Here is a 22,434-nt window from a genome sequence, read left to right on the forward strand (position 1 = left end):
CCACCCGCTGACCCGTCGCACTGTGCGCACGTGCTTCCCACAGCCCGTCCTCGTACTTCAGGTCGTGGACCTGCGTGTACCCCGCCGCCGTCAGCGCCGCCCGTATTTCTGCTTCGCTCAGCTTCGACGGCAACCCTTCCGCGTAGATGCGACCGCCGCGCGCACCCACACGCACATCGCCGCGCTTGCCGTCGCCGCTGGTGGCTTCGGTCTTCCAGAGACCGTCTTCGAATTTCAGCTTGTCCAGCTTGGTGTAGCCCTGCTCGCTCAGCAGGGCTTTTACCTGCGCCTGGGTCAGCGCCGGGCCACCCGGTGCCGGCGCTTGCGCATGGGCACTGCCGACGGCCAGCGCGAGCGAAAGCGACATGGCCAGCAGCGGCCGCGACAGGATCTTGTTGGTGTCGTTCATGACGTTCTCCGTTCGACCAGAATCGTCATGCTCCCAACCGGGGGTTCTGCAGCAAGTGAACATGCACGCGCTGCGTTCAGGTTGCGCCGTGGCGGTCAGCGTCCGGCATCCAGCAACCAGATCTCGACCCGTTCGTTGCGCGCCTTGGCCGCCGCATCCTCGCCGCCGACCAGGGGGCGCGCCGCGCCCAGCCCGCGCGCGCGTTTGACCACGATGCCGCGCTGGGACAGATAGGCAGCGACCACGTCGGCGCGGTCGTTGCTGGCGATGGTCGGATACAGGCGGTTGGCCGTGTCCGGCGTAGCGAAGCCGATGATGCCCAGGGCGCGGCCGCGCATGGCCGGCTGATGCATGTAGGCGACCAACCGGTCCAGGTCCTGCGCGCTGCGCGCCTCGAACATCGAGTTCAACGACTGCAGGCTGAAACGCAGGGTAGTGGTCAGGCGCTGCCCGCCGGCGCCGGCATGCAGGTAGGCATCGGCCTGGCGCGTGTCGGGGCTTGCCTGGGCCGCGTGGGTTGGATCGGGCGCGATGGCCATCGGGATCGGTCCGATCCGGCGCACGACCTGCTGCGCCTGCGCGCCGACCGAATACAGCGCCAGGCTGCGGCCGAGCGCCGACATCATCTGCCCGCCGTACAGGCTGTAGCGCTGCACCAGCGGATAGTCCTCGCCACGGACGCTGGCCGGCGTGGGCAGTACGGCGATGCCGCCGTCGGCGATGGCTAGCGCACGGGTGCCGGCCGGCAGTGGCGTGGTCAGCGCGACGATCGCCAGCGCCGCCGGGTGTCCGGCCACGGCTTGCGCCGCTTCGACCAGGCTGGGATGGATCTGTTGCGAGGCGGCCCGCGCGGTTGCCGGCAGCGGCAGGCGTTCGCGCAGGAAGTCGCCCAATCCGCTGCGGTCCGCATTGCGCTGCACCTCGATCGGCAGGTCGGCGCCGCCGAGTTGCGACCAGCGCGTCAGCCGCCCGCTGAGGATGTCGCGCAATTGCGCGACGCTGAGCGAGGCCAGCGGATTGTCGGCGGCGACCAGGACGCGCGCGCCGTCCAGGGCGAGGACGAAGTTCTGGTCCGGCGAGGACAGATCGCCAAGCTGCCAGGCGGCATCGCGTTCGCGCGCGTCGGGGACCCGCGCCAGCATCGCCAGCTCGGCGTCGCCGCGGACCAGATCGGCGAAGCCGGCGGCCGAACCGGCGCTGCCGATCTCCACCACCAGCGGTGCGTCGTCGCGCAGTGCGGAGATTTCCAGCGTCGCCGCGTCGACCCGGCGTCGCTGGATCTGCCGATAGCCGATGCTGTGCAACCAGGATTCGACCAGTGCCGGCATCAGCTGTGCGCCGACGCTGTTGGAGCCGTGCACGCGCAGGCGTTCGGCCTGCTGCGCGGCGGCGGACGGGATGGAGCACAGCACTGCGGCACCCAGCAACAGCAGGTGCAGGATGAAACGCGACATCGGATCCCCCCAGGATCTGGACAGGCGGCAGTGTTGGCGACAGGCGTGACATGGCAGTGACTGTGAGCGCGGTCACGCGATGTGGGCGGGACGTATGAAGTGTCGCGATCGCGCGTGCGCCATATCTTTCCGCGGCTGGGCGGACGACGCTGCTGGCCGCAGCCGCCTAGCGGATCACGGGTCGTGCGGACGTGTCACGCAGTCTGCGCAGGTCCGCTGCTATCGCGTTTGCTCGAAAGCGAAGCGAGGGTGAGAAGAAGCGCTCAGGTCAGTGCGATGAAAAAAAGCACTTGGAGAAGGTCACTGCGAAGGGCAGAACCCACGCGGTACGGTTGGTTCCTTCCTGGAACCATGCGTCCGGCCCGGGCCTGCCGGCGTCCGGACACCGCCGGGAGCGTTCGACTTGGAGACGACACCAGTTGGGAGCGGCTCCGGATGGCAGCGCAGCAAAATCGCGACGGGCATTCTAGGTAATGCGCGTCGCGACTGAAGTCGCTCCCACAGAGGTTCCCACAGGGGGCGAATGGCCTGGAGAAACGCTCGCAGCCGCTCAGGCCGACGGCAGCGCCCGCTTCGCCGCCGCCTGCGCCCAGCGTGCGGCGACCAGGGGCGAGGTGATGCACACCGCGCTGTCGGTCACCGTGGTCACCGCGCGCTCCAGCAACTGGATGTCGGCCTCGTGCTGGCGCGCCACGTGCGGATCCTCGAAGAAGATCGCGCGTTGGCAACGCCGTTCCAGCACGCGGTCGGCGATCTGCGCATCGCCGCCCATCGGCCCGCTCTGGTAGCGGTGCACCCAGTCCTGGCCCTGCGGCCAGCCGCGGCTCCAGGCCAGTTCGTTGAGGCGCTGGCCAGTGGTGCCGGTGGCCACGCGCTCGGCGAAGCGCGACAACAGGTCGAAATGCTCGCTGGCGAAGGCCAGCATCTGCGGCTTCATCGCATCGTGCGCGATCAGCGCCAGGGTGTGCCGCTCCAGCGTATGCAGGTCGTCGGCGCCGGCGTCGGCGGCCAATCCGGCGTGCACGCGCTCCATCTCGATCCAGTCGCGGGCGCTGGCCACGGTGGAGATGAAGGGCTTGCCGTGGATCACGCACTGGCGCTTGAGCGCGATCGCTTCGGGAAAGATCGAGGACGGATCGACCGGATCGATGAAGTAGATCGCCCCGTCGAGGGTGCGTTCGGCGCCTTCCAGGCCCACCACTTCGGCGACCAGCTTCATCAGTCCGCCTTCGCGGCCGAACGGATAGCGCTTGAGTTCCGCGTAGCCCGACAGCCAGCCGGCGCGCGCGATCGCCTCGTGGGTGCGGCCGACCGCGTGCAGGCCGAGCTGCAGTTCGCGGATGCCGGCCTCGCAGGCGCGCAGCCAGCGGAACAGGGCGGCATCCTTGCCCTGGTGATGCAGTCGGTTGGCGGCCAGGCCCAGGCGCATACGTCGATCCGTGCGGAAGAGGAGCGACAGTCTGCGCCCGATCGCGGTACGGACTCAATCGCCCGCTATCGCCATCGACCGAAGTTCCACGCCGCCGAACCGAGCCGCTCCGCGCTCCACCAATCCCGCCATCCCGAATCCCGAATCCCGGCTACTGAACGATCTCCCGCGCCCGCGCCGACAGCACGCTCATCTGCGGCTTGTCCGTCCCGTCCTGGTTCGGCTGCAGGTTGAACGCGTAGTCGGTCTTCCACCACGCGCCGGCGGCCCACGCGGTCCAGCCCAGCCACACGTCGGCGTTGTCGTGCACGTAGCCGAGCATGTCGTCGAGCGCGGCCATGCAGGTGGCGTTGCTGCTGGCGCCGAATTCGCCGAGGAAGCCCTTGTAGCCGTTGGCCCGCAGCCACTGGGTGAAGGCCTGCAGCTTCTCCGAGCCGATGCTGGCGCTGACGCAGTCGGCGCTGGTGCCGCTGTAGTCCTGGTCCAGGTACTGGTGGACTTCGAACACCAGGTTTTCGACCGGATCCTCGATCGACACCAGCGATGCCGCGTTGGACACGCCGTACCAGGTGCTGTTCCAGCTGTGCGCGCCGGTATACGCGGTGCCCGGCACCATGATCAGGTTGTAGGCGCCGGCGCCGCGGATCGCATCGATCGCCAGTTGCGCGGCGGCGGTCCAGTCGCCGGAGGAAATGCCGTTGGGCTCGTTCATCAGCCCGAAGATCACCGCGTCGTCGTTGCCGAACACGATCGCCAGGCGCCGCCACAGGTCGGCCAGCACGCTGGCGGGCGTGCCGTCGCTGCCGATCCGCGCGCCGTCGTACTTGGCGTAGTTGTGCAGGTCCAGGATCACGCGCAGGTTGTGGCTTTTGGCGCGGCTCACCGCGGTCTGCAGATAGCCGAGCTGGGTGGCGTCCAATTCGCCGTTGGCGGTGGGCTGCAGGCGTTCCCACAGGAACGGCAGGCGCACGATGTTCATGCCTTGCGCGGCGACGTAGGCGTAGTCGCTGTCGCGCGGATACAGGTAGTCCTTGAAGACCACGCCCGGTTTCCTGGCCGAATTGAATTCGGCGCCGGCCAGGTTGAGGCCGGCGTAGTGCGCGCCGTCCTGGGCGAGCGCGGTGGAGGTACTGGTGGCCAGCAGCAGGCACAGCGCTGCGCGCAGCAGCCAGCGTGAGGGAGCAAGCAGGAGGGAGAGGGAATTGCGTCGCATGGGATTGCCTTCTTCGTGGGGGGAAGAGCGAATGGGCGCCGCCGCGCACCAGGTGTGTGGCGCGGGCTGTTCCCATCCGTTGCAATCGGCATGCCAGCGGTGTGCGTGCGTGGCGCCGACGCGTTGGCGCTACCCATGCCGTCGCCGACGCTCAGGCCTTGTTCGGCCCGCGCTGCGGTGTTCTCTCTCGCAGGAAACGCGGTGTCAGCGCGCGATGCGCTTCGCCCTGGCCGACAGGATCGACATCTGCGGTTTGTCGCGGCCGTCCGCACCGGGTTGCACGTTGAACGGATAGTCCGCATTCCACCAGGCGCCTCCCGCCCAGTAGCTCCAGCCCAACCACACCGCGCTGTGTTGCTCGATGTAGCCGAGCATGCCGTCCAGCGCCTGCCGGCATGCGGCATTGTCGGCAGCACCGAACTCGCCGAGGAAGCCGATGTGTCCGGTCGTGCGCAGCCAGTCGGTGAAGCCGACCAGGCGTTCGGCGCCGATACTGCCGCTCACGCAGCTGGCGCTGGTGCCGCTGGAATCGATGTCCAGATACTGGTGCACTTCGATGGCGGTGCGCCGCAGCGGGTCGTACAGCGCCGCCAGCGCGGTGGCGTTGGATTCGCCGCCGACGGTCGAGTACCAGCTGTGCGCGCCGCTCCACAGCGCGCCCGGCACCAGGATCAGATTGCGCGCGCCGGTGACGCGGATCGCATCCACCGCGGCCTGCGCGGCCGCGGCCCACATTCCGGGCGCGATGTTGTTCGGCTCGTTCATCAGGCCGAAGACCACGGCGTTATCGTCCTTGAACTCCAGCGCCAGGCGCTGCCACAGATCGCTGAAGGTCTTGATCGGCACGGTCGCGCTGCCGATCTTGTCGCCGTAGTAGCTGGCGTAGTTGTGGATGTCCACGATCAGGTGCATGCGCTGCGCCTTGGCCTGCTTCGCCGCGGCCTTGATCAACGCCAGCTGCGCCGCGTCCAGCCGGCCCTGCGGGCTGGGCTGCAGGCGTTCCCACAACACCGGCAGGCGCACGATGTTCATGCCCTTGCCGGCGAAATACGCGTAGTCGGCATCGCGCGGATAGAAGTAGTCGACGTTGAGTAAGCCTGGCTTCTTGCTGGAGCTGATCTCCGCGCCGGACAGATTGACGCCGGCGAATTTCAGCACGCCTTGCGCGTGCAATGGCGGCAGCACGGCGAGCAAGGACAACAACAGCGCCAGGCGCAGTGCGCGTAGGCACGGCGAGGCATGGACCATGGGGAGCCTCCTTCTGCATCAGCGGGGGGAGACTCGGCCAGGCGGATCGCGGGTTGGCCGAGCTGATGACAAACGGTGTGCTTGCTCGCACCGTAATGCATTCCCGGTTCCGCCACTACGACCGGCATGCGTGCATGCGCGGATCTGTGCAGGGCTTGGCATGGCCAACGCGCACTGGTTCTCTGTCGGCCATCGCCGCCGCACTGCATGCGGCGGCGTATGCGATGCTTTTCTGCGCGGCCGCGACCACGCGTGCAGGAACGGCGCGCCGGGCGATCGCCCGGCAGCGCCGGTGCGCTTACTTTCCGGTCACCTTGCGCGCGTGCTTGGACAGGATCGACATCTGTGGCTTGTCGCTGCCGTCCTTGTTCGGTTGCACGTTGAACGGATAGTCGTTCTTCCACCACGCGCCGGCCGCCCACCAGGTCCAGCCGACGATCACGTCGTTGTTCTGCTCGATGTAGCTGAGCAGGCCTTCCAGGGCCTGGTTGCAGACGGGGGTATCGGCGGTGGCGAACTCGCCGATGAAGCCGACTTTCTTGTTCTCGCGCAGCCAGCTGACGAAGCCGGCCAGTTTCTCGGCGCCGGCGGTGGCGCTGACGCATTCGCCCTTGGTGCCGCTGTTGTCCTTGTCGAAGTACTGGTGCGCTTCGAAGGCCATGCGGTTGCCCGGATCGGTCAGCGGCTGCAGCGCCACCGCGTTGGAGGTGCCGTAGTAGGTGCTGCGCCAGCTATGCGCGCCGGTATAGGCGGTGCCGGGGACCAGCACCAGGTTCTTGGCCCCGGCCTTGCGGATCGCGTTGATCGCCGCTTGCGCGGCCGCGGCCCAATCGGTGGAGGACACCGCGTTGGGTTCGTTCATCAGGCCGAAGATCACCGTGTCGTCGTCCTTGAACTCGGTCGCCAGGCGCCGCCACAGGTCGGCGAACACGTCGGCCGGCGCGCCGTCGCTGCCGATCAGCGCGCCGTTGTACTTGGCGTAGTTGTGCGGGTCCAGGATCAGATGCAGGTGGTTGGCCTTGGCCTGTGCCACCGCCTTCTTGATCTGCGCCAGCTGCGCGGGATCGAACTCGCCCTTGGCGGTGGGCTGCAGGCGTTCCCACAGGAACGGCAGGCGCACGATGTTCATGCCCTTGCCGGCGAAGTAGCTGTAGTCCGCCGGGCCCGGATAGGTGTAGTCCTTGTACAGCGTGCCCGGCTTCTTGCCGGAATTGAATTCGGCGCCGGAGAGGTTGACGCCGGCGTACTTGAGCACGCTCTTGCCGTCCTGGGCGGATGCGCCGAAGGCGAGGGCGAGCAGGAACACGGCGGGAGCGACGGGGCGTAGCCGCGACGACCAGAGAGAGGAAAGCGACATGGGGAGCGTCCTTGGGGGAGGGGAGGATGCGGTTGTGCCATCGGGGGAAGCAGCCGGCGGTGCAAGGGTGCGCGGATCGCACGCGCGCGGCCAGCCTAGGCGTTCGTGCGTTAGCGCCTCATTCACTCGTGCGAAAAACGGCGTTGCGTGCGTGGCGATTCAGGTGCAATCCCCGCTCCGTGGTGCATGGATGGTCGGCGTGGCTTGAATGGCCTGCGTGGGCGCATCCACCGGGCGCTTTTGCAGGAGGGGCTTCAGCCCCGACAGAGAGCCGAACCAGGCGGATTGCGGCTCCGCTCGTCGCGACTGAAGTCGCTCCCACAGGGGCTTCCATGCCCGGTGCGTGCACTTGCGGATCGGGATTTCAGCCCTGGCAGATGGCCGAGCCGCGTGGTTTCCGACGCCGCTCGTCGCGACTGAAGTCGCTCCTACAGGGGGCTTCCATGCCCGGCGAGTGCACTTGTGGGATGGGGTCTCAGCTCTGGCAGATCGTCGAGCCGCATGGTTTCCGGCTTCGCTCGTCGCGGCTGAAGCCGCTCCTACATGGGACCGCGGTGCCGGATGCGTGCACTTGTGGGAGGGGCTTCAGCCCCGCCAGGTAGCCGAGCCACGCGGGTTCCGATTTCGCTTGTCGCGGCTGAAGCCGCTCCTACAAGGGGGCTGCGGTGCCTGAAGGGCGCACTTGTGGGAGGGACTTCAGTCCCGACGCGACCATGCCGGCGTCGTGGGGGCGCGGCGGATGCCGGGCCCAGGACGAGTGCCGCTGCATCGCCGTCAATCCGCGCAAACCTTCTGCCCGGCCGTGCGCAGCCGGGCATGCAACGCCGTCGCTTGGATGCGGTCGATCCCGCTCAGGCGGCGGCCTGGGTGGTCACCGGCAGGCGGTTGCCGATCCATTCGGCGATGCTGGCGGCCGCGTCGCGGCCTTCGGCGACCGCGGTCACCACCAGGTCCGCGCCGCGCACCGCATCGCCGCCGGCGAACAGCTTGGGGTTGGTGGTCTGGTACGGCAGGCGGCCGCTGCCGTCGGGGTCGCTGCCGCCGGCCAGGATGCGGCCATTGGCGGTGCCTTCCACGCCCTGCGCGGCCAGCCATTCCGGCACGCTCGGCGAGAAGCCGAAGGCGATGATCACCACGTCCGCATCCAGCAGCGATTCGCTGCCTTCGATCGGCACCGCGGCCTGGCGGCCGCGCGCATCGGGTTCGCCCAGGCGGGTCTGCACCACGCGCACGCCGGCCAACTTGCCGCTGGCATCGGCTTCCACCGCCAGCGGCTGGCGGTTGAACAGGAAGCGCACGCCTTCCTCGCGCGCGTTGGCCACTTCGCGCGCCGAGCCGGGCATGTTGGCTTCGTCGCGGCGATAGGCGCAGGTGACCTTGGCCGCGCCCAGGCGGATCGCGCTGCGCACGCAGTCCATGCCGGTGTCGCCGCCGCCGAGCACCACCACGCGCTTGCCGCTCAGGTCCGGCAGCGCGATGGTGTCTTCCCAGCCGGCGATCGGCCGGCCCCACGGATCGTTGCCGCCGACGATGCGGCTGTTCTGCACCAGGAACGGCAGCGCCGGCAGCACGCCGGGCAGGTCCTGGCCGGCCAGGCCGCCGTCGGTGTAGCGGTAGGCGCCGGTGCCGAGGAACACCGCGTCGTATTCGCCGAGCAACTGCTCCAGGCTCACGTCGCGGCCGATTTCCACGCCCAGGCGGAACTCCACGCCCATGCCTTCGAGCACCTCGCGGCGCTTGCCGATCACGCTCTTGTCGAGCTTGAAGCTGGGGATGCCGAACTGCAGCAGCCCGCCGATCTGTTCGTAGCGGTCGTAGACCACCGCATGGATGCCGGCGCGGACCAGGCGGTCGGCGCAGCTGAGTCCGGCCGGGCCGGCGCCGATCACCGCCACGCGCTTGCCGGTGGCCTGGACCTGGCTCAGGTCCGGGCGCCAGCCGTTGTTGAGCGCGGTATCGACGATGTACTTCTCCACCGCGCCGATGGTGACCGCGCCGAATTCCTCCAGCGTGCAGCTGCCTTCGCACAGGCGGTCCTGCGGGCACACCCGGCCGCACACTTCCGGCAGCGGATTGGTGCTGTGGCACAGCGCCGCGGCTTCCTCGATGCGGTTCTCCTGCACCAGCTGCAGCCACTGCGGGATCGCGTTGTGCACCGGACATTTCCAGCTGCAGTACGGATTGCCGCAATCCAGGCAGCGCCCGGCCTGGTACTGCGCGTCGGCCTTGTCGAACTTGCCGTACAGCTCGTTCCAGTCGCCGGACGTACGCAGCTCCACCGGGATGCGCTGCGGCATCTGCCGGGGCAGGTCGAGGAACTGGAAGGCTTGTTTGCGGCTCATAGGGCTGGGAGTCGGGAATGGGGAATGGGGAATCGGAAAAGCGGGTCTGCGTGCGCGGAAGGGGAACTGGCGAGCCGGGCTTTGACCATTCCCGATTCCCCAGTCCCGATTCCCGGCGCCGCCATCAGGCGGCGCGCCGCAACGACTCGGTCAGCGACTCGATGCTCGCCGCCTTCGGCTTGACCAGCCAGAACTTGCCGACGTAGTCGCGGAACTCGTCGAGGATCTGCTGCGCCCAGATGCTGCCGGTCAGTTCGCGGTGGCGGCTGATCAGCTTGTGCAGGTGCTGGCGGTGGCTTTCGAAGCCTTCGGCGGAGATGCGATGGATGTCGATCAGCTCGTGGTTGTAGCGGTCGACGAAATCGCGGTCCACGTCAAGCACGTAGGCCAGCCCGCCGGTGAAGCCGGCGCCGAAATTCAGCCCGACCTTGCCCAGCACCAGCACGATGCCGTCGGTCATGTACTCGCAGCAGTGGTCGCCGGCGCCTTCGATCACCGCCAGCGCGCCGGAGTTGCGCACGCCGAAGCGCTCGCCGGCGCGGCCGGCGGCGTACAGCTCGCCGCCGGTGGCGCCGTACAGGCAGGTGTTGCCGATGATCGCGGTGCTGCGCGCCTCGAAGCGCGCGCCGCGCGGCGGACGCACCACCAGGCGGCCGCCGGCCATGCCCTTGCCGACGTAGTCGTTGGCCTCGCCTTCCAGCTCCAGCTGCAGGCCGCCGGCGTTGAACGCGCCGAAGCTCTGCCCGGCCGAGCCGCGGAAGCGCAGGGTCAGCGGCGCGTCGTCCATGCCGTGGTTGCCGTGCACGCGGGCGATGGCGCCGGACAGGCGCGCGCCGATCGAGCGGTCGGTGTTGTGGATCAGGAAGCGATGGTCGCCGCCGGTCTTGTTGGCGATCGCGTCGGCGAGCAGGCCGTCCATCTGCGTGGCCAGGCTGTCCGGCGATTCGTACAGGCGCTGCGCCGCGCAGTGGCCGCCGTCGTAGCGCACGTCCTTGAGCAGCCGCGACAGGTCCACGCGCACGCCTTCGCGCGGCGACACGTCCAGCTGCTGCAGCAGCTCGGTGCGGCCGATGATCTCGTCCAGCGAGCGCGCGCCCAGATACGACAGCCACTGCCGCACTTCTTCGGACAGCAGCTTGAAGAAATTCTCCACCCGCTCGGGCAGGCCGGTGAAGTAGTTGGCGCGCAGCCGTTCGTCCTGCGTGGCCACGCCGGTGGCGCAGTTGTTGAGGTGGCAGATGCGCAGGTACTTGCAGCCGAGCACGATCATCGGGCCGGTGCCGAAGCCGAAGCTGTCGGCGCCCAGGATCGCGGCCTTGATCACGTCCAGGCCGGTCTTCAGGCCGCCGTCGGTCTGCAGGATGGTGCGGTCGCGCAGGTTGTTGGCGACCAGCGCCTGGTGCGACTCGGCCAGGCCCAGTTCCCACGGCACGCCGGCATAGCGGATCGAGCTGACCGGGCTGGCGCCGGTGCCGCCGTCGTGGCCGGACACGGTGATCAGGTCGGCGCCGGCCTTGACCACGCCGGCGGCGATGGTGCCCACGCCGGCATGGCTGACCAGCTTCACCGACACCAATGCGGTCGGGTTGACCTGCTTGAGGTCGTAGATCAGCTGCGCCAGATCCTCGATCGAATAGATGTCGTGGTGCGGCGGCGGCGAGATCAGGCCGATGCCCGGCTTGGCGTAGCGCAGCCGCGCGATCAGCTCGTTGACCTTGTGCCCGGGCAGCTGGCCGCCTTCGCCGGGCTTGGCGCCCTGCGCGACCTTGATCTGCAGCACCTCGGCATTGACCAGGTACTCGGGAGTGACGCCGAAGCGGCCGGAGGCCACCTGCTTGATCTTGGAGCGCTTCTCGGTGCCGTAGCGCGCCGGGTCTTCGCCGCCTTCGCCGGAGTTGCTGCGCCCGCCGAGGCGGTTCATCGCGATCGCCAGCGCCTCGTGCGCCTCGGGCGACAGCGCGCCCAGGCTGATCGCGGCGGTATCGAAGCGGCGCAGCAGGTCGGCGGCCGGGGCGACCTCGTCGAGCGGGGTCGGCACCTCGGCGCGCTTGAGTTGCAGCAGGTCGCGCAGCGCCGACGGCGGACGCGCATGCACCGCCTCGGCGTACGCGGCCCAGTCGGCCTGCTCGCCGCTGCGCGTGGCGCGCTGCAGGGTCATGACCACATCCGGGTTGTACATGTGGTACTCGCCGCCGTGCACGTACTTCAGCAGCCCGCCCACTTCCGGCTTGAGCAGGTCGTTCCAGGCGCGCGCGGTCAGCTGCCGCGCCTCGGTGTCCAGCCGCGCCAGGTTGACCCCGCCGATGCGCGAGGCGGTGTCCGGGAAGCACAGCTGGACCACGTCCGGATCCAGTCCGACGATCTCGAACAGCTGCGCGCCGCGGTAGCTGGCGATGGTGCAGATGCCCATCTTGGAGATGATCTTGGACAGGCCCTTGTAGATGCCCTTGCGGTACTTGCGGCCGATCTGCGCCTGTTCGCCGCCCTTCTTCAGCAGCAGGATGCCGCGCCGGCCCAGGTCGAACAGGGTCTGGTAGGCCAGGTACGGATACACCGCGGTGGCGCCGAACCCGAGCAGGCAGGCCATGTGGTGCGGATCGCGCGCGGTGCCGGTCTCGATGATCAGGTTGGCGTCGCAGCGCAGGCCGGCGCGCGACAGATGGTGGTGCACCGCGCCGGTGGCCAGCAGCGCATGCGCCATCGGCCGTTCCGCCACCGGGTAGCGGTCGGTCAGCAGCAGCATGACCTTGCCGTCGCGCACCGCCTGCTCGGCCTCGGCGCAGATCCGTTCCAGGCCGGCCTTGAGGCCTTCCTCGACGCTGTAGGACAGGTCGATCTGCGCGTTGCGGGTCTGGTACTGCTCCATCTTCAACAGCTGGCGCAGCTTGCGCTGGCTGAGCACCGGCGAATTGAGGATGACGTGGTTCACCGTCTCCGGGCCGGCATGGAAGATGTTGGTCTCCTTGCCGAGCTGGGTGGTCAGCGACATCACGCAGTCTTCCCGCAACGGATCGATCGGCGGGTTGGTGACCTGCGCGAACGCCTGGCGGAAGTAGTCGTACAGCGGCCGGGTGTGGCGGCTGAGCACCGCCATCGGGGTGTCGTCGCCCATCGAGCCGGTGGCTTCCTGCTCGGTCTCGGCCAGCGGCCGCAGCACCTGCTCCACTTCCTCGGTGCTGAGCTGGAACAACTTGTGGTAGCTGCGCAGGGTGCGCTCGTCGAACGGCTCCTCGACCAGCGACGGATCGATCAGCTCGGTCTGCAGGTAGGTCACGCCCTGCTGCAGCCACTGCTTGTACGGGGCGCGGCCGCGGTTGATGCGGTCGATCGCGTCCGAGTCGAGCAGGTCGCCGCGCTTGAGGTCGATGGCCATCATCTCGCCCGGGCCGAGCTTGCCCTTGCGGGTCACGCGCTCGGCCGGCAATTCCCACACGCCGGCTTCGGAGGCGACCAGGAAATGGCGGTCGGAGGTCAGCATCCAGCGCGCCGGGCGCAGCCCGTTGCGGTCGAGCATGCACGCCGCATAGCGGCCGTCGCAGGCGACGATGCCGGCCGGGCCGTCCCACGGCTCGGTGTTGAGCCCGTAGAACTCGTAGAACGCGGCCAGGTCGGCGTCCTTGAACTCCAGCGACTGGGTCGCCGGCGGGACCAGGATGCGCAGCGCCTGCAGCAGGTCCATGCCGCCGGCGACCAGCAGCTCGAGCATGTTGTCCAGGCTCTGCGAATCGGAGCCGTGCATCGAGATCACCGGGTCGAACTCGGCGATGTCGAAGCGTGGGGTCTTCCACACCTTGCTGCGCGCCTGCGCCCAGTGCCGGTTGCCCTCGATGGTGTTGATCTCGCCGTTGTGCGCGAGCAGCCGGAACGGATGCGCCAGCGGCCAGCGCGGCAGCGTGTTGGTCGAGAAGCGCTGGTGGAACACGATCGCGCTGGAGGCCAGGTCGCTGCGCTGCAGGTCCGGGTAGAAGGTGCTGAGCTTGTCCGGCAGCACCATGCCCTTGTAGCTGATGCCGTTGGGCGAGAGCGTGGTGACGTAGAAGTCGGCGATGTCGCGCAGGCGCTGCTCGGCGCGGCGGCGCGCCAGGAACAGGGCCAGGGCGAAACCGTCTTCGCTGTGCTCGGCACCGGCATCGACGAACACCTGCTCGATGTGCGGCAAGGTGTCCTTGGCCAGCTGCCCGCACACCGAATCGTCGATGGGGGTGACCCGCCAGCCGCGCGGCTGGGTGCCGGCGCGGAGCAGTTCCTCTTCCAGCACCTGGCGGCAGCGTGCGGCGCCGTCCACGTCGTCGCGCGGCATGAACACCTGGCCGGCGGCGAAGCGCGCGCCCACCGCGATGCCGGCGTCGCGCGCCAGCGCGCGCAGGAACGCATCGGGTTTGCGGATCAGCAGGCCGCAGCCGTCGCCGGTCAGCCCGTCGGCGGCGACGCCGCCACGGTGGGTCATCCGCGACAGCGCGGCAATGGCGGTATCGACCAGGGCCCGCGAGGGTTGGTCATCGAGTTGCGCGACCATGCCGAAACCACAGGCATCGCGCTCATCTTGGGGGTCGTAGAGCCCGTGGCGGTTGCGGGGGGCCATGTCTGCCTCTGAAAAGCGATCCGAAGGAACGCGGCGACACTCGCCCCCGCTCTATCCTGGAGCGCATCTTGAGGTCACCGGAACATCGACTAAAGCACATGTTGGTGCGGTGCCGCAATACACGGTTGCAGCTGCAACCGTAGTGGCGGCAACCGCCTTGCCGCCGCAACCATGCGCGGCGCCTGCAGGCGCCGCCGGACGGGCCTCAGCCGCAGCGCACGCCGGTGATCTGGTTCTTGGCATCGACCTCGATGTTGAGCCGTTCGCCGTCGAACTCCATGGTCACCGCCTGGTTCGGTTTGAGCACGCGCACGCTCTTGGCGCCGGTGTCGCTGCGCGCCTGGTCCAGCAGCGCCTGTTCGGCGGCCTGGCCGACCAGGCCCTGCGCCTGCGAGGCGTCGCAGGTGCCGACCGGCGGCGGCTCCGGGGCGCTGGCCGGATCCGGCGCGGCGGCCTGCTGCGCGGCGGCCTGGGCCTTGGCCGCCACCTGTTCCTGCTCGTCCGGCGGCGGCGCGGTGCACGCGGCCAGTGCCAGCGCCAGGCACGCCGTGCCGAACAGGCCGGCACGCGCGGACGCACGAGAAGAAAGGAAAGTGCTCATCGGGGCTCCTGATGGGTGGAGGGAGGACAGGTCCAGCATAAGCGCAGAAGAATCGGACAAGTCGCGTTCGCCACACGTTAACCGGCCGCCGTTGACGCGGCCTAGGCAGCGCGCTGCCGACAATCGCCGCTCCCCAACCGCTGGCGTCCCGATGTCCAACGCGTCCCGTCCCACCGCCGCCACCGAGGCGGCGCGCGCGCTGCAGGCCAGGCAGGCCGCCAGCAGCGCCGGCCTGGTCTATGTCAGCGACGACCAGCCCGGCATCGCCCGCCGCCGCGCCGGCAAAGGCTTCGGCTACCGGCTGCCCGACGGCAGCGCGGTGCGCGACGCGCCGACCCTGCAGCGTATCCGCCAGCTCGCCATCCCGCCGGCCTATACCGAGGTGTGGATCTGCACCAAGGCCAACGGCCACGTGCAGGCCACCGGCCGCGATGCGCGGCGGCGCAAGCAGTACCGCTACCACGCCGACTGGGCGCAGGTACGCGGCGACGGCAAGTTCGAACGGATCATGGCCTTCGGCCAGGCTCTGCCGCGGCTGCGCCGACGCCTGCGCCGCGACCTGGCGCTGCCCGGCTACCCGCGCGACAAGGTGCTGGCGATGGTGGTGGCGCTGATGGCCGAGACCCTGGTGCGCGTCGGCAACGCCGAATACGCGCGCAGCAACCGCTCCTACGGCCTGACCACGCTGCGCAACCGGCACCTGGCGTTCGTCAAGGGCGGCCGCGCGCGGCTGAAGTTCCGCGGCAAGGGCGGGCAGGAGCACGACATCGAGGTCGACGACGTGCGCCTGGTCAAGCTGATCCGCGGTTGCCAGCAATTGCCCGGGCAGGCGCTGTTCCAGTACCGCGACGACGACGGCCAGCTGCAGCCGGTGGATTCGGGCGAGGTCAACGACTACCTGCGCGAGGCGATGGGCGAGAGCTTCACCGCCAAGGATTTCCGCACCTGGGGTGGCACCCGCGCCGCGCTGCAGCGGCTGGCGCAGCTGCCCTTGCCCGACCCCAGCAGCGAGCGCGCGCTGAAGCTGGCGCAGAACGCGGTGATCCGCGAGGTGGCCGACGCGCTAGGCAATACCCCGGCGGTATGCCGCAAGGCCTATATCGACCCGTGCGTGTTCGACGGTTGGCGCGGCGGCGAATTGCACGGCCTGTGCGAGCGCGTGCGCGGCGAGCGGCAGTGGGACCTGGCCACGCTGAAGTACCTGGCGCGGGCGCGCGCGGCGACCCGCAAGGCGGCCAAGGCCTCGGGGGCCAAGAAGACGGCCTCCAAGGCGGCCGGTGCCAAGCCAACGAAGTCCATGGTGCGGCGTCGCGCCGGCCGGGGCGTGGCGGCCGGGAACGCTGCGCGTTCACGCGGCCGCGCCTGATCGGAGCGCTGGCGCGGCTGCGCCATTACCTCACGCCACGATGCGGTCGCGACAAGACCGCGCCGCGTCCTTCGCTCAACCTGCGGCGCGCACCATCAACCGCAATACAGCGTGGTGATGTTGTTGTACGGGCCGACCTCGATGGTCAGGCGATCGCCGCCGCTTTCGCCTGCACCGCGCGATGCGCTGTCCACGCCGCTGGAGGTGGCGCCGCTGCGGCCGACGCTGCTGTTCACCACCTGCACCTTCAGGCTGTCGCTGTCGACGCGGGCGCGTTCGACGGTGGTCTGCGCGGCGGCCAGGCCCGCCGCGCCGCGGACCTTGTCGATGTGGCACTGGCCGGAGATGACGCCGTCGATCGGCTGCACCTCGGCGACCTGGGTGGTGCTGCAGGCGCCGAGCAGCAGGCTGGCGGCGAGGGGAACGGCGAGGGCGAGCGGGTGGCGGATCATGGACGGGTTCCTTGTGCGGATAGCGCGAGCGTGTCGCGGCGGATGTTTGCGCTGCATGAAGAGATCGGCGGCCGGCTTCACCCGACGTGGCCGCGGGCTTGGCCAGACTGTGGCTTCCCCAGCCAACCGGAGCCTGACCATGGCCACCTGCGATGTCTGCGGCAACGACTACGACAAGGCCTTTACCCTGACCCAGGGCGCCCGCAGCGGCACCTTCGATTCGTTCGAATGCGCGATCCACGCCTTCGCCCCGCACTGCAGCCACTGCGACTGCCGCATCGTCGGCCACGGCGTGGAAGCCGGCGGCCGCATGTTCTGCTGCGCGCATTGCGCCCAGCATGCCGGCGTCGAAGGCGTCGCCGACCGCGTCTAGCGCGCTCGCGCCCGATCGCCCACGTCTGTCCATTCACCCGATGTGGCGCCCTGCAGCGCCGCGTCGCGTATTCCGGAGCAATGCCGATGGCTTCCAGCAACAAGCGTCCTGCCGCATCCACCAAGACCGCTTCCTCCAAGCCGGCGTCGTCCCGATCCGGCGCGGCGGCCGCCAAGACCGCACGCCAACAGCGCGCCCTGCAGCGCGCGACCGATGCCGACGAGGCGCAGTCGAAAGCCAAGGCCAAGAAGGCCGCGCCGACCCAGGCCGGGGTGCGCAAGCAGCCGGAGAAGATGCCCAGGCAGCACTTGCGCAAGCCCGGCAAGGAACGCGACCTGGCGCTGCAACCGCGCTTCGAGGCGCCCGAGTACGTGGGCAGCGGCAAGCTGCGCGGCATGAGCGCGATCGTCACCGGCGCCGACTCGGGCATCGGCCGTGCGGTGGCGGTGCTGTTCGCGCGCGAAGGCGCCGACGTGGCGGTGCTGTACCTGGACGAGCACGAGGACGCGCAGCTGACCCGCGCGCACGTGGAGAAGGAAGGCCGGCGCTGCCTGACCATCGCCGGCGACGTGAGGGATCCCCAGTTCTGCGAAGACGCGGTGGCGCAGACCGTGCGTGCCTTCGGCGGGCTCGACGTGCTGGTCAACAACGCAGCCTTCCAGTTGCACTGCCACGCCCTGGAAGACCTTAGCGAGGAACACCTGCAGGAAACCCTGCAGACCAACATCGGTGGCTACTTCCACATGGCGCGCGCGGCCTTGCCGCATCTCAAGCGCGGTGCGGCGATCATCAACAGCGGCTCGGAGACCGGCCTGTTCGGCAGCAAGTCGCTGCTCGACTACTCGGCCACCAAGGGCGCGATCCACGCCTTCACCATGGCCCTGGCCAGCCAGCTGCAGCCGCGCGGGATCCGCGTCAACGCGGTCGCACCGGGGCCGGTGTGGACCCCGCTGAATCCGGCCGACAAATCCGCCGAGGACGTGGCCGAGTTCGGTAAGAGCAGCGCGATGGGCCGCCCGGCGCAGCCGGAGGAACTGTCGCCGGCCTACGTGTTCCTGGCCTCGCCGATCACTGCCAGCTACATCAGCGGCGCGATCCTGCCGGTGATGGGCGGTCCGCAGGGCTGAGCCGCAGCCTGCACGACGACCGGATCGTTGCGACGGGAGCGACAGCGGCAAACGGCCAGCGCGGGCCGTTGCCGCTGGCCGCGCCCATGGTCCGCGCGCAGGCGAGCGGATGAGGTCCACCCTGCAGAGGCCACGCATTCACAGTGGCGTGCCGATTGCGTTGTTGTCTGCATGCAGCCAGCCGCAATCGGAGATCGGCCGTGAACTACTACTACATTCCGCAGAATGCCTGGGGTCTGGTGGACGCCGGCGAAGAACGGAACACCGGCTTCTATTCCCGGCCGGGAGGGCCGTGCTCGCCGGTGGCGATCTGGTGCAAAGCCACTGCGCGCGCGGCCTATACCCATTTCGATGGCTATGCGCAGGCGGTCGATACGGCGCTTGCGGACTGGCTCGCCGACAACGGGGCGCAGAACGGCCTGAGCGTGCACGGGTACTACCAGCCGCACCTGGACGAGATCAAGGCACAGCTGGAAGTGGCGTTGCAGGGCGCGCAGGTGACGACGCTGCGCGACGATCCGAATCAGTACTGGGCATTCATGATCGATACCGATGCAGGCCAACCGGTCTGGGTGAACGAGGATGACGTGCCGGACGAGGCGCTAGTCCCGCTGCCGGACAGCTGGCACGACTATTGGGCGGGCGCGCCGGACTGGAGGTATGGCCCCACGTTCACCAGCGCCATCAGCGATGCGCTCACCGGTTTCATCGCCAACTACAACGGCAGGTTCTATTTCGATTTCGGCTGAGCCGCGCGCCTGCGCAGCCGCGGCTCGCGCCGCAGGCGCCATGGCCAGCCCTGTCGGCAGGAGGGGGAGCAGCCAATGACCGACGACCTATTGACTACAGATGTCGCCACGGGTACGTTTGGCGACACGTGTAGTCACTGGGGCGGGCGGATGCGACGCAAATCGATCGGGGACCAGGAACTGGCCCTGCTGCAGTACATCGGCGAACAGGGCGAGGCCAGCGTCGGCGAAGTCGCCGCCGGCTTCGGCGAGACCCGCGGGCTGGCCCGCTCCACCGTGCTGACGATGATGGAGCGGCTGCGCGCCAAGGCCTATCTGCGCCGGCGCCAGGTGCAGGGCGTGTACCGCTACGCCGCCACCAGCGGCCAGGACGACGTGGTGCGCAGCGCGGTCGGCAGCTTCGTCGAGAAGACCTTGCAAGGCTCGGTGTCGCCGTTCGTGGCGTGGATGTCGCAGCGCGCCGAGGTCAGCGACGACGAACTGGCCGAACTCGAGGCATTGGTAGCCAAGTTGCAATCGCAGCGGCGGGAGGACTGAGGCATGGACACGATCTTCGGCACGACGTTGTTCGAGACCCTGTTGTCGCGGCTGCTGGCGACCAGCGTACAGGCGGCGATCCTGGTCGCGGCGATCTGGGCGCTGTGCCGCTGGTTGCCGGCATTGCCGGCGGCCACGCGCTGCCGGCTGTGGTGGCTGGTCGGCGCGCAGACCGTGCTAGGCCTGCTGTGGGCCGGTGCGCTGCAGCTGCCGGTGTTGCCGGCCGCGCCGGCACGGACCGCCATAGCCGCGACCGCATTGCCGGCCGCATCGCTGCAGGATGCGGACGCTGCGACGGCCGCATCGCCGCGTGCCGCCACGCAGCAGGCCGCTGCCGCCGCGCCGCTGTCCTGGGCGCAGGTGCTGGTCGCGCTGTGGCTGTCGGGCGTGCTGCTCGGCGCGCTGCGCAGCGGCCATGCCTACCGCGCCAGCCGGCGCCTGGTGCGCACCAGCACGCCGTGCACCGATGCCGCCTTGCTCGGCGCCTTGCGCCTGGCCGCCGAAGCGCACGGCCTGCGCCAGCCGCCGCAGCTGCGGCTGTCCGCGCAGATCGATTCGCCGCAGCTGATCGGGCCGTGGCGACCGGTGCTGCTGTTGCCGGCGCGGCGCCTGGCGGCGATGCACGCCGACGATCTGGATATGGCATTGACCCACGAGCTGGTGCATCTGCAGCGCCGCGACCTGTGGTGGGGCCTGCTGCCGACGCTGGCGCAGCACCTGTTCTTCTTCCATCCGCTGGTGCACCTGGCGGTGCGCGAATACGCACTGGCCCGCGAAGCGGCCTGCGATGCGGCGGTGGTCGCCGGGCACCGGCACTGCCGGCACAACTACGCGCGGCTGCTGGTGCAACTGGGCGTGGCGCCGCGGCCGGCGGCCGGCGTGGCCAGTGCCTCGCCCAGCTTCGTCAGCCTGAAGCGGCGGCTGCTGATGCTGCAGAGCACCGCCTCCTTCTCGCGCCTGGGCGCCGGGCTGATCACCGCCGCGATCGCGCTGGCCGGGGTCATGCCGTTGCGCCTGGTGGCCAAGCCGGCGCCGGCGCCGGCGAACGCGGCAGCGGTGGCTGCGCCGGCCGCCGCGCCGGCCACACCGGCCACACCCGCCGCCGCCGCGCCTGCGGCGAAGGCGACCTCGATCGTGGCCAGCGTGCTGGCACGGCCCGCACCCGCGGCGCCGGCGAGCCCCCCGGAGCCGCCGACGGCGCCGGTGCCGCCGCCCGCACCCGCGGCGCCGCCGGAAACCGATGCGCCGCTGCTCACCCAAGGCCGCATGTCGCTCTCGCCGCACAACGACCGGGACGCCTACGTGCTGGTGCAGGACGGGCACAATCTGATGGACGCCTCGCTGGACGACCTGCGCGAAGCGCGTCGACTGGCCGGCAACGATGGCGAGATCCTGTGGTTGCGCCATGCCGGCCATCGTTACGTGGTCCGCGATCCGGCGGCGCTGGCGCGCTTCCAGGCGCTGCACGCGCAGTCCCTGGAGCTGGCCGATGCGCAGGCCGAGCTGGGCGACCAGCAAGGCGATCTCGGCGAGCGCCAGGGCGACCTGGGCGAACGCATGGCGGAACTGAGCGCGCAGATGGCCGAGAGCGCCGCGCGCCAGGCCGAGGCGGCGGTCGCCGCCAGCCGTGGCGCCGCCAGCCAGGCGCAGATCGAGCGCATGGCGGCGCAGCGCGCGACCGAGCAGATGCGCCGCCAGGACCTGGGCAAGAAGATCCAGGACCTGGCCAGGCAACAGGCGCAACTCGGATTGGAGCAGTCCCGACTGGGCAAGCAGCAGGCCGATGCCAGCGTACGCGCGCGGCAGCAGGCCGAGGAGCTGATCCGCGAGGCCATCGCGCAAGGGCTGGCCACGCCGATCGGCGGCTGAGCGGTTCCCCGCAGGCGGCGCCCGCGCGGATAATCGCCGCGGACGCCGACAGGAGGGACAAGGACGATGGCCGTTTGCAAGGTGGTGGTGCTGGGCGGCTACGGCCATTTCGGCGCGCGCATCGTGCGTGCGCTGGCGGCGACGCCGACCCTGCAGGTGATCGCGGCCGGACGCCATCCTGGCGCTGCCGCCGCCAATCTTGCCGGCGCGGACCTGGGCGGCGTCGCGGTGTGCCGCCTGGACACGGCGGCGGCGGATTTTCCAGCGCAACTGGCCGCCACCGGCGCGGACATCGTCGTGCACACCGCCGGGCCGTTCCAGGGCCAGGACTATGCGGTCGCGCATGCCTGCCTGCGGGCTGGCATGCATTACATCGACCTGGCCGACGGCCGCGCGTTCGTGCGCGACTTTCCCGCCGCGCTGGATGCGCTGGCGCGGCAGGCCGGGCGCAGCGCGATCAGCGGCGCCAGCACGCTGCCGGCGCTGTCCAGCGCGGTGGTCGATGCGTTGCGCCCACGTTTCTCGCAGTTGCACGACATCGACCTGGTCATCGCGCCGGCGCAGGCCACGCCGTTGGGCATGGCCACGGTGCGCGCGGTGCTGTCGTATTGCGGCCTGCCCTTCGACTGGTGGAGGGATGGACGCTGGCAGCGCACGCTGGGCTGGGCGGCACCGCAGCCGGTGACCTTCGCGCGGCTCGCGCCGCGTCTGGCCGCGCCCTGCGACGTGCCCGATCACGACCTGCTGGTGGCGCGCTATCCCGGCGTGCGCAACGTGCGCTTCCGCGCGGCGCTGGAACTGCCGTTCCTGCAGCGCTGCCTGGCCGCGCTCGCGCGCCTGCGCGGACTCGGCGTGCCGCTGCCGATGCTCTCGCTGGCGGCGGTGTTCGCGCGCGCCGGGCGCTGGTTCGATCGCTTCGGTAGCGACCTTGGCGGCATGTCGGTGCAGCTGCGCGGACTACGCGATGGCCGCCCGCACGCGGTGTGCTGGGAACTGACCGCGCCGACCCTGCATGGCCCGGAGATTCCGTGCCTGGCCGCGATCCTGCTGGTGCGCAAGCTGGCCAGCGGCGCGGTGCTGCCGGTGGGCGCGCAGGCGTGCATGGGCCTGCTGAGCCTGGCCGAGTTCGAAGGCGAGTTCGCCGCGTGGCGGATCGAGACGGCGGTGCGGGAGATCTAGGGCGGTTGTGGAGAGCCATCGGCATCGAGGCGGCCGGGTTACTACGCATCACGGCTGTTCCTTCTCCCACCGGGAGAAGGTGCCCCGCAGGGGCGGATGAGGGTACGGGCGCAGCCTCGTGCATCCAATCGAGCGCCGCGCCTGGGG

Annotated in this window: 17 protein-coding genes; 7 read left to right on the forward strand and 10 right to left on the reverse strand. The window is 69.8% G+C overall.

From position 1 onward, the window contains the following. The 9 genes from JR064_RS22055 to JR064_RS22095 all read right to left on the reverse strand — a co-directional run. The coding region (locus tag JR064_RS22055; protein ID WP_206231150.1) for a PepSY domain-containing protein at window positions 1–409 on the reverse strand (409 nt) is incomplete at its 3' end. Between the two features lie 95 nt (window positions 410–504). After that, window positions 505–1,863, reverse strand: a complete 1,359-nt coding sequence (locus JR064_RS22060; protein WP_206231151.1) for a substrate-binding domain-containing protein — start codon at window positions 1,861–1,863, stop codon at window positions 505–507. 550 nt (window positions 1,864–2,413) lie between these two features. Beyond that, entirely contained in the window at window positions 2,414–3,292 is an 879-nt protein-coding gene (locus JR064_RS22065; protein ID WP_206231152.1) for a methylglyoxal synthase, read from the reverse strand. A 151-nt stretch (window positions 3,293–3,443) separates the two neighbouring features. Then, a complete protein-coding gene (locus JR064_RS22070; RefSeq protein WP_206231153.1) occupies window positions 3,444–4,505 on the reverse strand; it encodes a glycoside hydrolase family 5 protein in 1,062 nt (353 codons plus the stop codon). Window positions 4,506–4,709: 204 nt separating this feature from the next. Next, entirely contained in the window at window positions 4,710–5,753 is a 1,044-nt protein-coding gene (locus tag JR064_RS22075; protein WP_206231154.1) for a glycoside hydrolase family 5 protein, read from the reverse strand. Between the two features lie 298 nt (window positions 5,754–6,051). Continuing rightward, the gene (locus JR064_RS22080) at window positions 6,052–7,110 is read right to left on the reverse strand and encodes a glycoside hydrolase family 5 protein (RefSeq protein WP_206231155.1); all 1,059 of its coding nucleotides are present in this window, start codon (window positions 7,108–7,110) and stop codon (window positions 6,052–6,054) included. 851 nt (window positions 7,111–7,961) lie between these two features. Further along, window positions 7,962–9,452 carry an FAD-dependent oxidoreductase gene (locus JR064_RS22085; RefSeq protein ID WP_191826649.1) on the reverse strand — a complete coding sequence of 497 codons (1,491 nt, stop codon included), beginning with the start codon at window positions 9,450–9,452 and terminating at the stop codon, window positions 7,962–7,964. Between the two features lie 124 nt (window positions 9,453–9,576). Beyond that, window positions 9,577–14,034, reverse strand: coding sequence for a glutamate synthase large subunit (gene gltB / locus JR064_RS22090; RefSeq protein WP_206231156.1), 4,458 nt, complete (start codon window positions 14,032–14,034; stop codon window positions 9,577–9,579). A gap of 205 nt (window positions 14,035–14,239) precedes the next feature. After that, a complete protein-coding gene (locus JR064_RS22095; protein ID WP_225210129.1) occupies window positions 14,240–14,635 on the reverse strand; it encodes an I78 family peptidase inhibitor in 396 nt (131 codons plus the stop codon). A 151-nt stretch (window positions 14,636–14,786) separates the two neighbouring features. Here JR064_RS22095 and JR064_RS22100 point away from each other — a divergent pair, with 151 nt between their 5' ends. After that, complete coding sequence (locus tag JR064_RS22100) at window positions 14,787–16,001, forward strand: DNA topoisomerase IB (protein WP_206231157.1); 1,215 nt, start codon at window positions 14,787–14,789, stop codon at window positions 15,999–16,001. A gap of 95 nt (window positions 16,002–16,096) precedes the next feature. Here the strand turns inward: JR064_RS22100 and JR064_RS22105 are convergent, their stop codons facing one another. Beyond that, on the reverse strand, window positions 16,097–16,453 hold the full coding sequence (locus tag JR064_RS22105) for a hypothetical protein (RefSeq protein ID WP_206231158.1): 357 nt from the start codon (window positions 16,451–16,453) through the stop codon (window positions 16,097–16,099). Window positions 16,454–16,592: 139 nt separating this feature from the next. Here JR064_RS22105 and JR064_RS22110 point away from each other — a divergent pair, with 139 nt between their 5' ends. From JR064_RS22110 to JR064_RS22135, 6 genes are all read left to right on the forward strand, one after another. Continuing rightward, on the forward strand, window positions 16,593–16,826 hold the full coding sequence (locus JR064_RS22110; protein ID WP_206231159.1) for a hypothetical protein: 234 nt from the start codon (window positions 16,593–16,595) through the stop codon (window positions 16,824–16,826). Window positions 16,827–16,912: 86 nt separating this feature from the next. Continuing rightward, window positions 16,913–17,953, forward strand: a complete 1,041-nt coding sequence (locus JR064_RS22115; RefSeq protein WP_241093235.1) for an SDR family oxidoreductase — start codon at window positions 16,913–16,915, stop codon at window positions 17,951–17,953. A 200-nt stretch (window positions 17,954–18,153) separates the two neighbouring features. After that, the gene (locus JR064_RS22120) at window positions 18,154–18,702 is read left to right on the forward strand and encodes a hypothetical protein (RefSeq protein WP_206231161.1); all 549 of its coding nucleotides are present in this window, start codon (window positions 18,154–18,156) and stop codon (window positions 18,700–18,702) included. A gap of 150 nt (window positions 18,703–18,852) precedes the next feature. Next, window positions 18,853–19,239 carry a BlaI/MecI/CopY family transcriptional regulator gene (locus JR064_RS22125; RefSeq protein WP_053836589.1) on the forward strand — a complete coding sequence of 129 codons (387 nt, stop codon included), beginning with the start codon at window positions 18,853–18,855 and terminating at the stop codon, window positions 19,237–19,239. Window positions 19,240–19,242: 3 nt separating this feature from the next. Next, entirely contained in the window at window positions 19,243–21,108 is a 1,866-nt protein-coding gene (locus tag JR064_RS22130) for a M56 family metallopeptidase (RefSeq protein ID WP_206231162.1), read from the forward strand. A 66-nt stretch (window positions 21,109–21,174) separates the two neighbouring features. Beyond that, the gene (locus JR064_RS22135; RefSeq protein ID WP_206231163.1) at window positions 21,175–22,287 is read left to right on the forward strand and encodes a saccharopine dehydrogenase family protein; all 1,113 of its coding nucleotides are present in this window, start codon (window positions 21,175–21,177) and stop codon (window positions 22,285–22,287) included. The last annotated feature ends 147 nt before the right edge of the window (window positions 22,288–22,434 follow it).

Source organism: Xanthomonas bonasiae (assembly GCF_017163705.1).
In the GTDB taxonomy this organism is placed as follows: Bacteria; Pseudomonadota; Gammaproteobacteria; order Xanthomonadales; family Xanthomonadaceae; genus Xanthomonas_A; species Xanthomonas_A bonasiae.

Coding starts and splice junctions, on each gene's coding strand:
- JR064_RS22060 (WP_206231151.1), bottom strand. CDS start 1,863: ATGTCGCGTTTCATCCTGCACCTGCTGTTGCTGGGTGCCGCAGTGCTG.
- JR064_RS22065 (WP_206231152.1), bottom strand. CDS start 3,292: ATGCGCCTGGGCCTGGCCGCCAACCGACTGCATCACCAGGGCAAGGAT.
- JR064_RS22070 (WP_206231153.1), bottom strand. CDS start 4,505: ATGCGACGCAATTCCCTCTCCCTCCTGCTTGCTCCCTCACGCTGGCTG.
- JR064_RS22075 (WP_206231154.1), bottom strand. CDS start 5,753: ATGGTCCATGCCTCGCCGTGCCTACGCGCACTGCGCCTGGCGCTGTTG.
- JR064_RS22080 (WP_206231155.1), bottom strand. CDS start 7,110: ATGTCGCTTTCCTCTCTCTGGTCGTCGCGGCTACGCCCCGTCGCTCCC.
- JR064_RS22085 (WP_191826649.1), bottom strand. CDS start 9,452: ATGAGCCGCAAACAAGCCTTCCAGTTCCTCGACCTGCCCCGGCAGATG.
- gltB (WP_206231156.1), bottom strand. CDS start 14,034: ATGGCCCCCCGCAACCGCCACGGGCTCTACGACCCCCAAGATGAGCGC.
- JR064_RS22095 (WP_225210129.1), bottom strand. CDS start 14,635: ATGAGCACTTTCCTTTCTTCTCGTGCGTCCGCGCGTGCCGGCCTGTTC.
- JR064_RS22100 (WP_206231157.1), top strand. CDS start 14,787: ATGTCCAACGCGTCCCGTCCCACCGCCGCCACCGAGGCGGCGCGCGCG.
- JR064_RS22105 (WP_206231158.1), bottom strand. CDS start 16,453: ATGATCCGCCACCCGCTCGCCCTCGCCGTTCCCCTCGCCGCCAGCCTG.
- JR064_RS22110 (WP_206231159.1), top strand. CDS start 16,593: ATGGCCACCTGCGATGTCTGCGGCAACGACTACGACAAGGCCTTTACC.
- JR064_RS22115 (WP_241093235.1), top strand. CDS start 16,913: ATGGCTTCCAGCAACAAGCGTCCTGCCGCATCCACCAAGACCGCTTCC.
- JR064_RS22125 (WP_053836589.1), top strand. CDS start 18,853: ATGCGACGCAAATCGATCGGGGACCAGGAACTGGCCCTGCTGCAGTAC.
- JR064_RS22130 (WP_206231162.1), top strand. CDS start 19,243: ATGGACACGATCTTCGGCACGACGTTGTTCGAGACCCTGTTGTCGCGG.
- JR064_RS22135 (WP_206231163.1), top strand. CDS start 21,175: ATGGCCGTTTGCAAGGTGGTGGTGCTGGGCGGCTACGGCCATTTCGGC.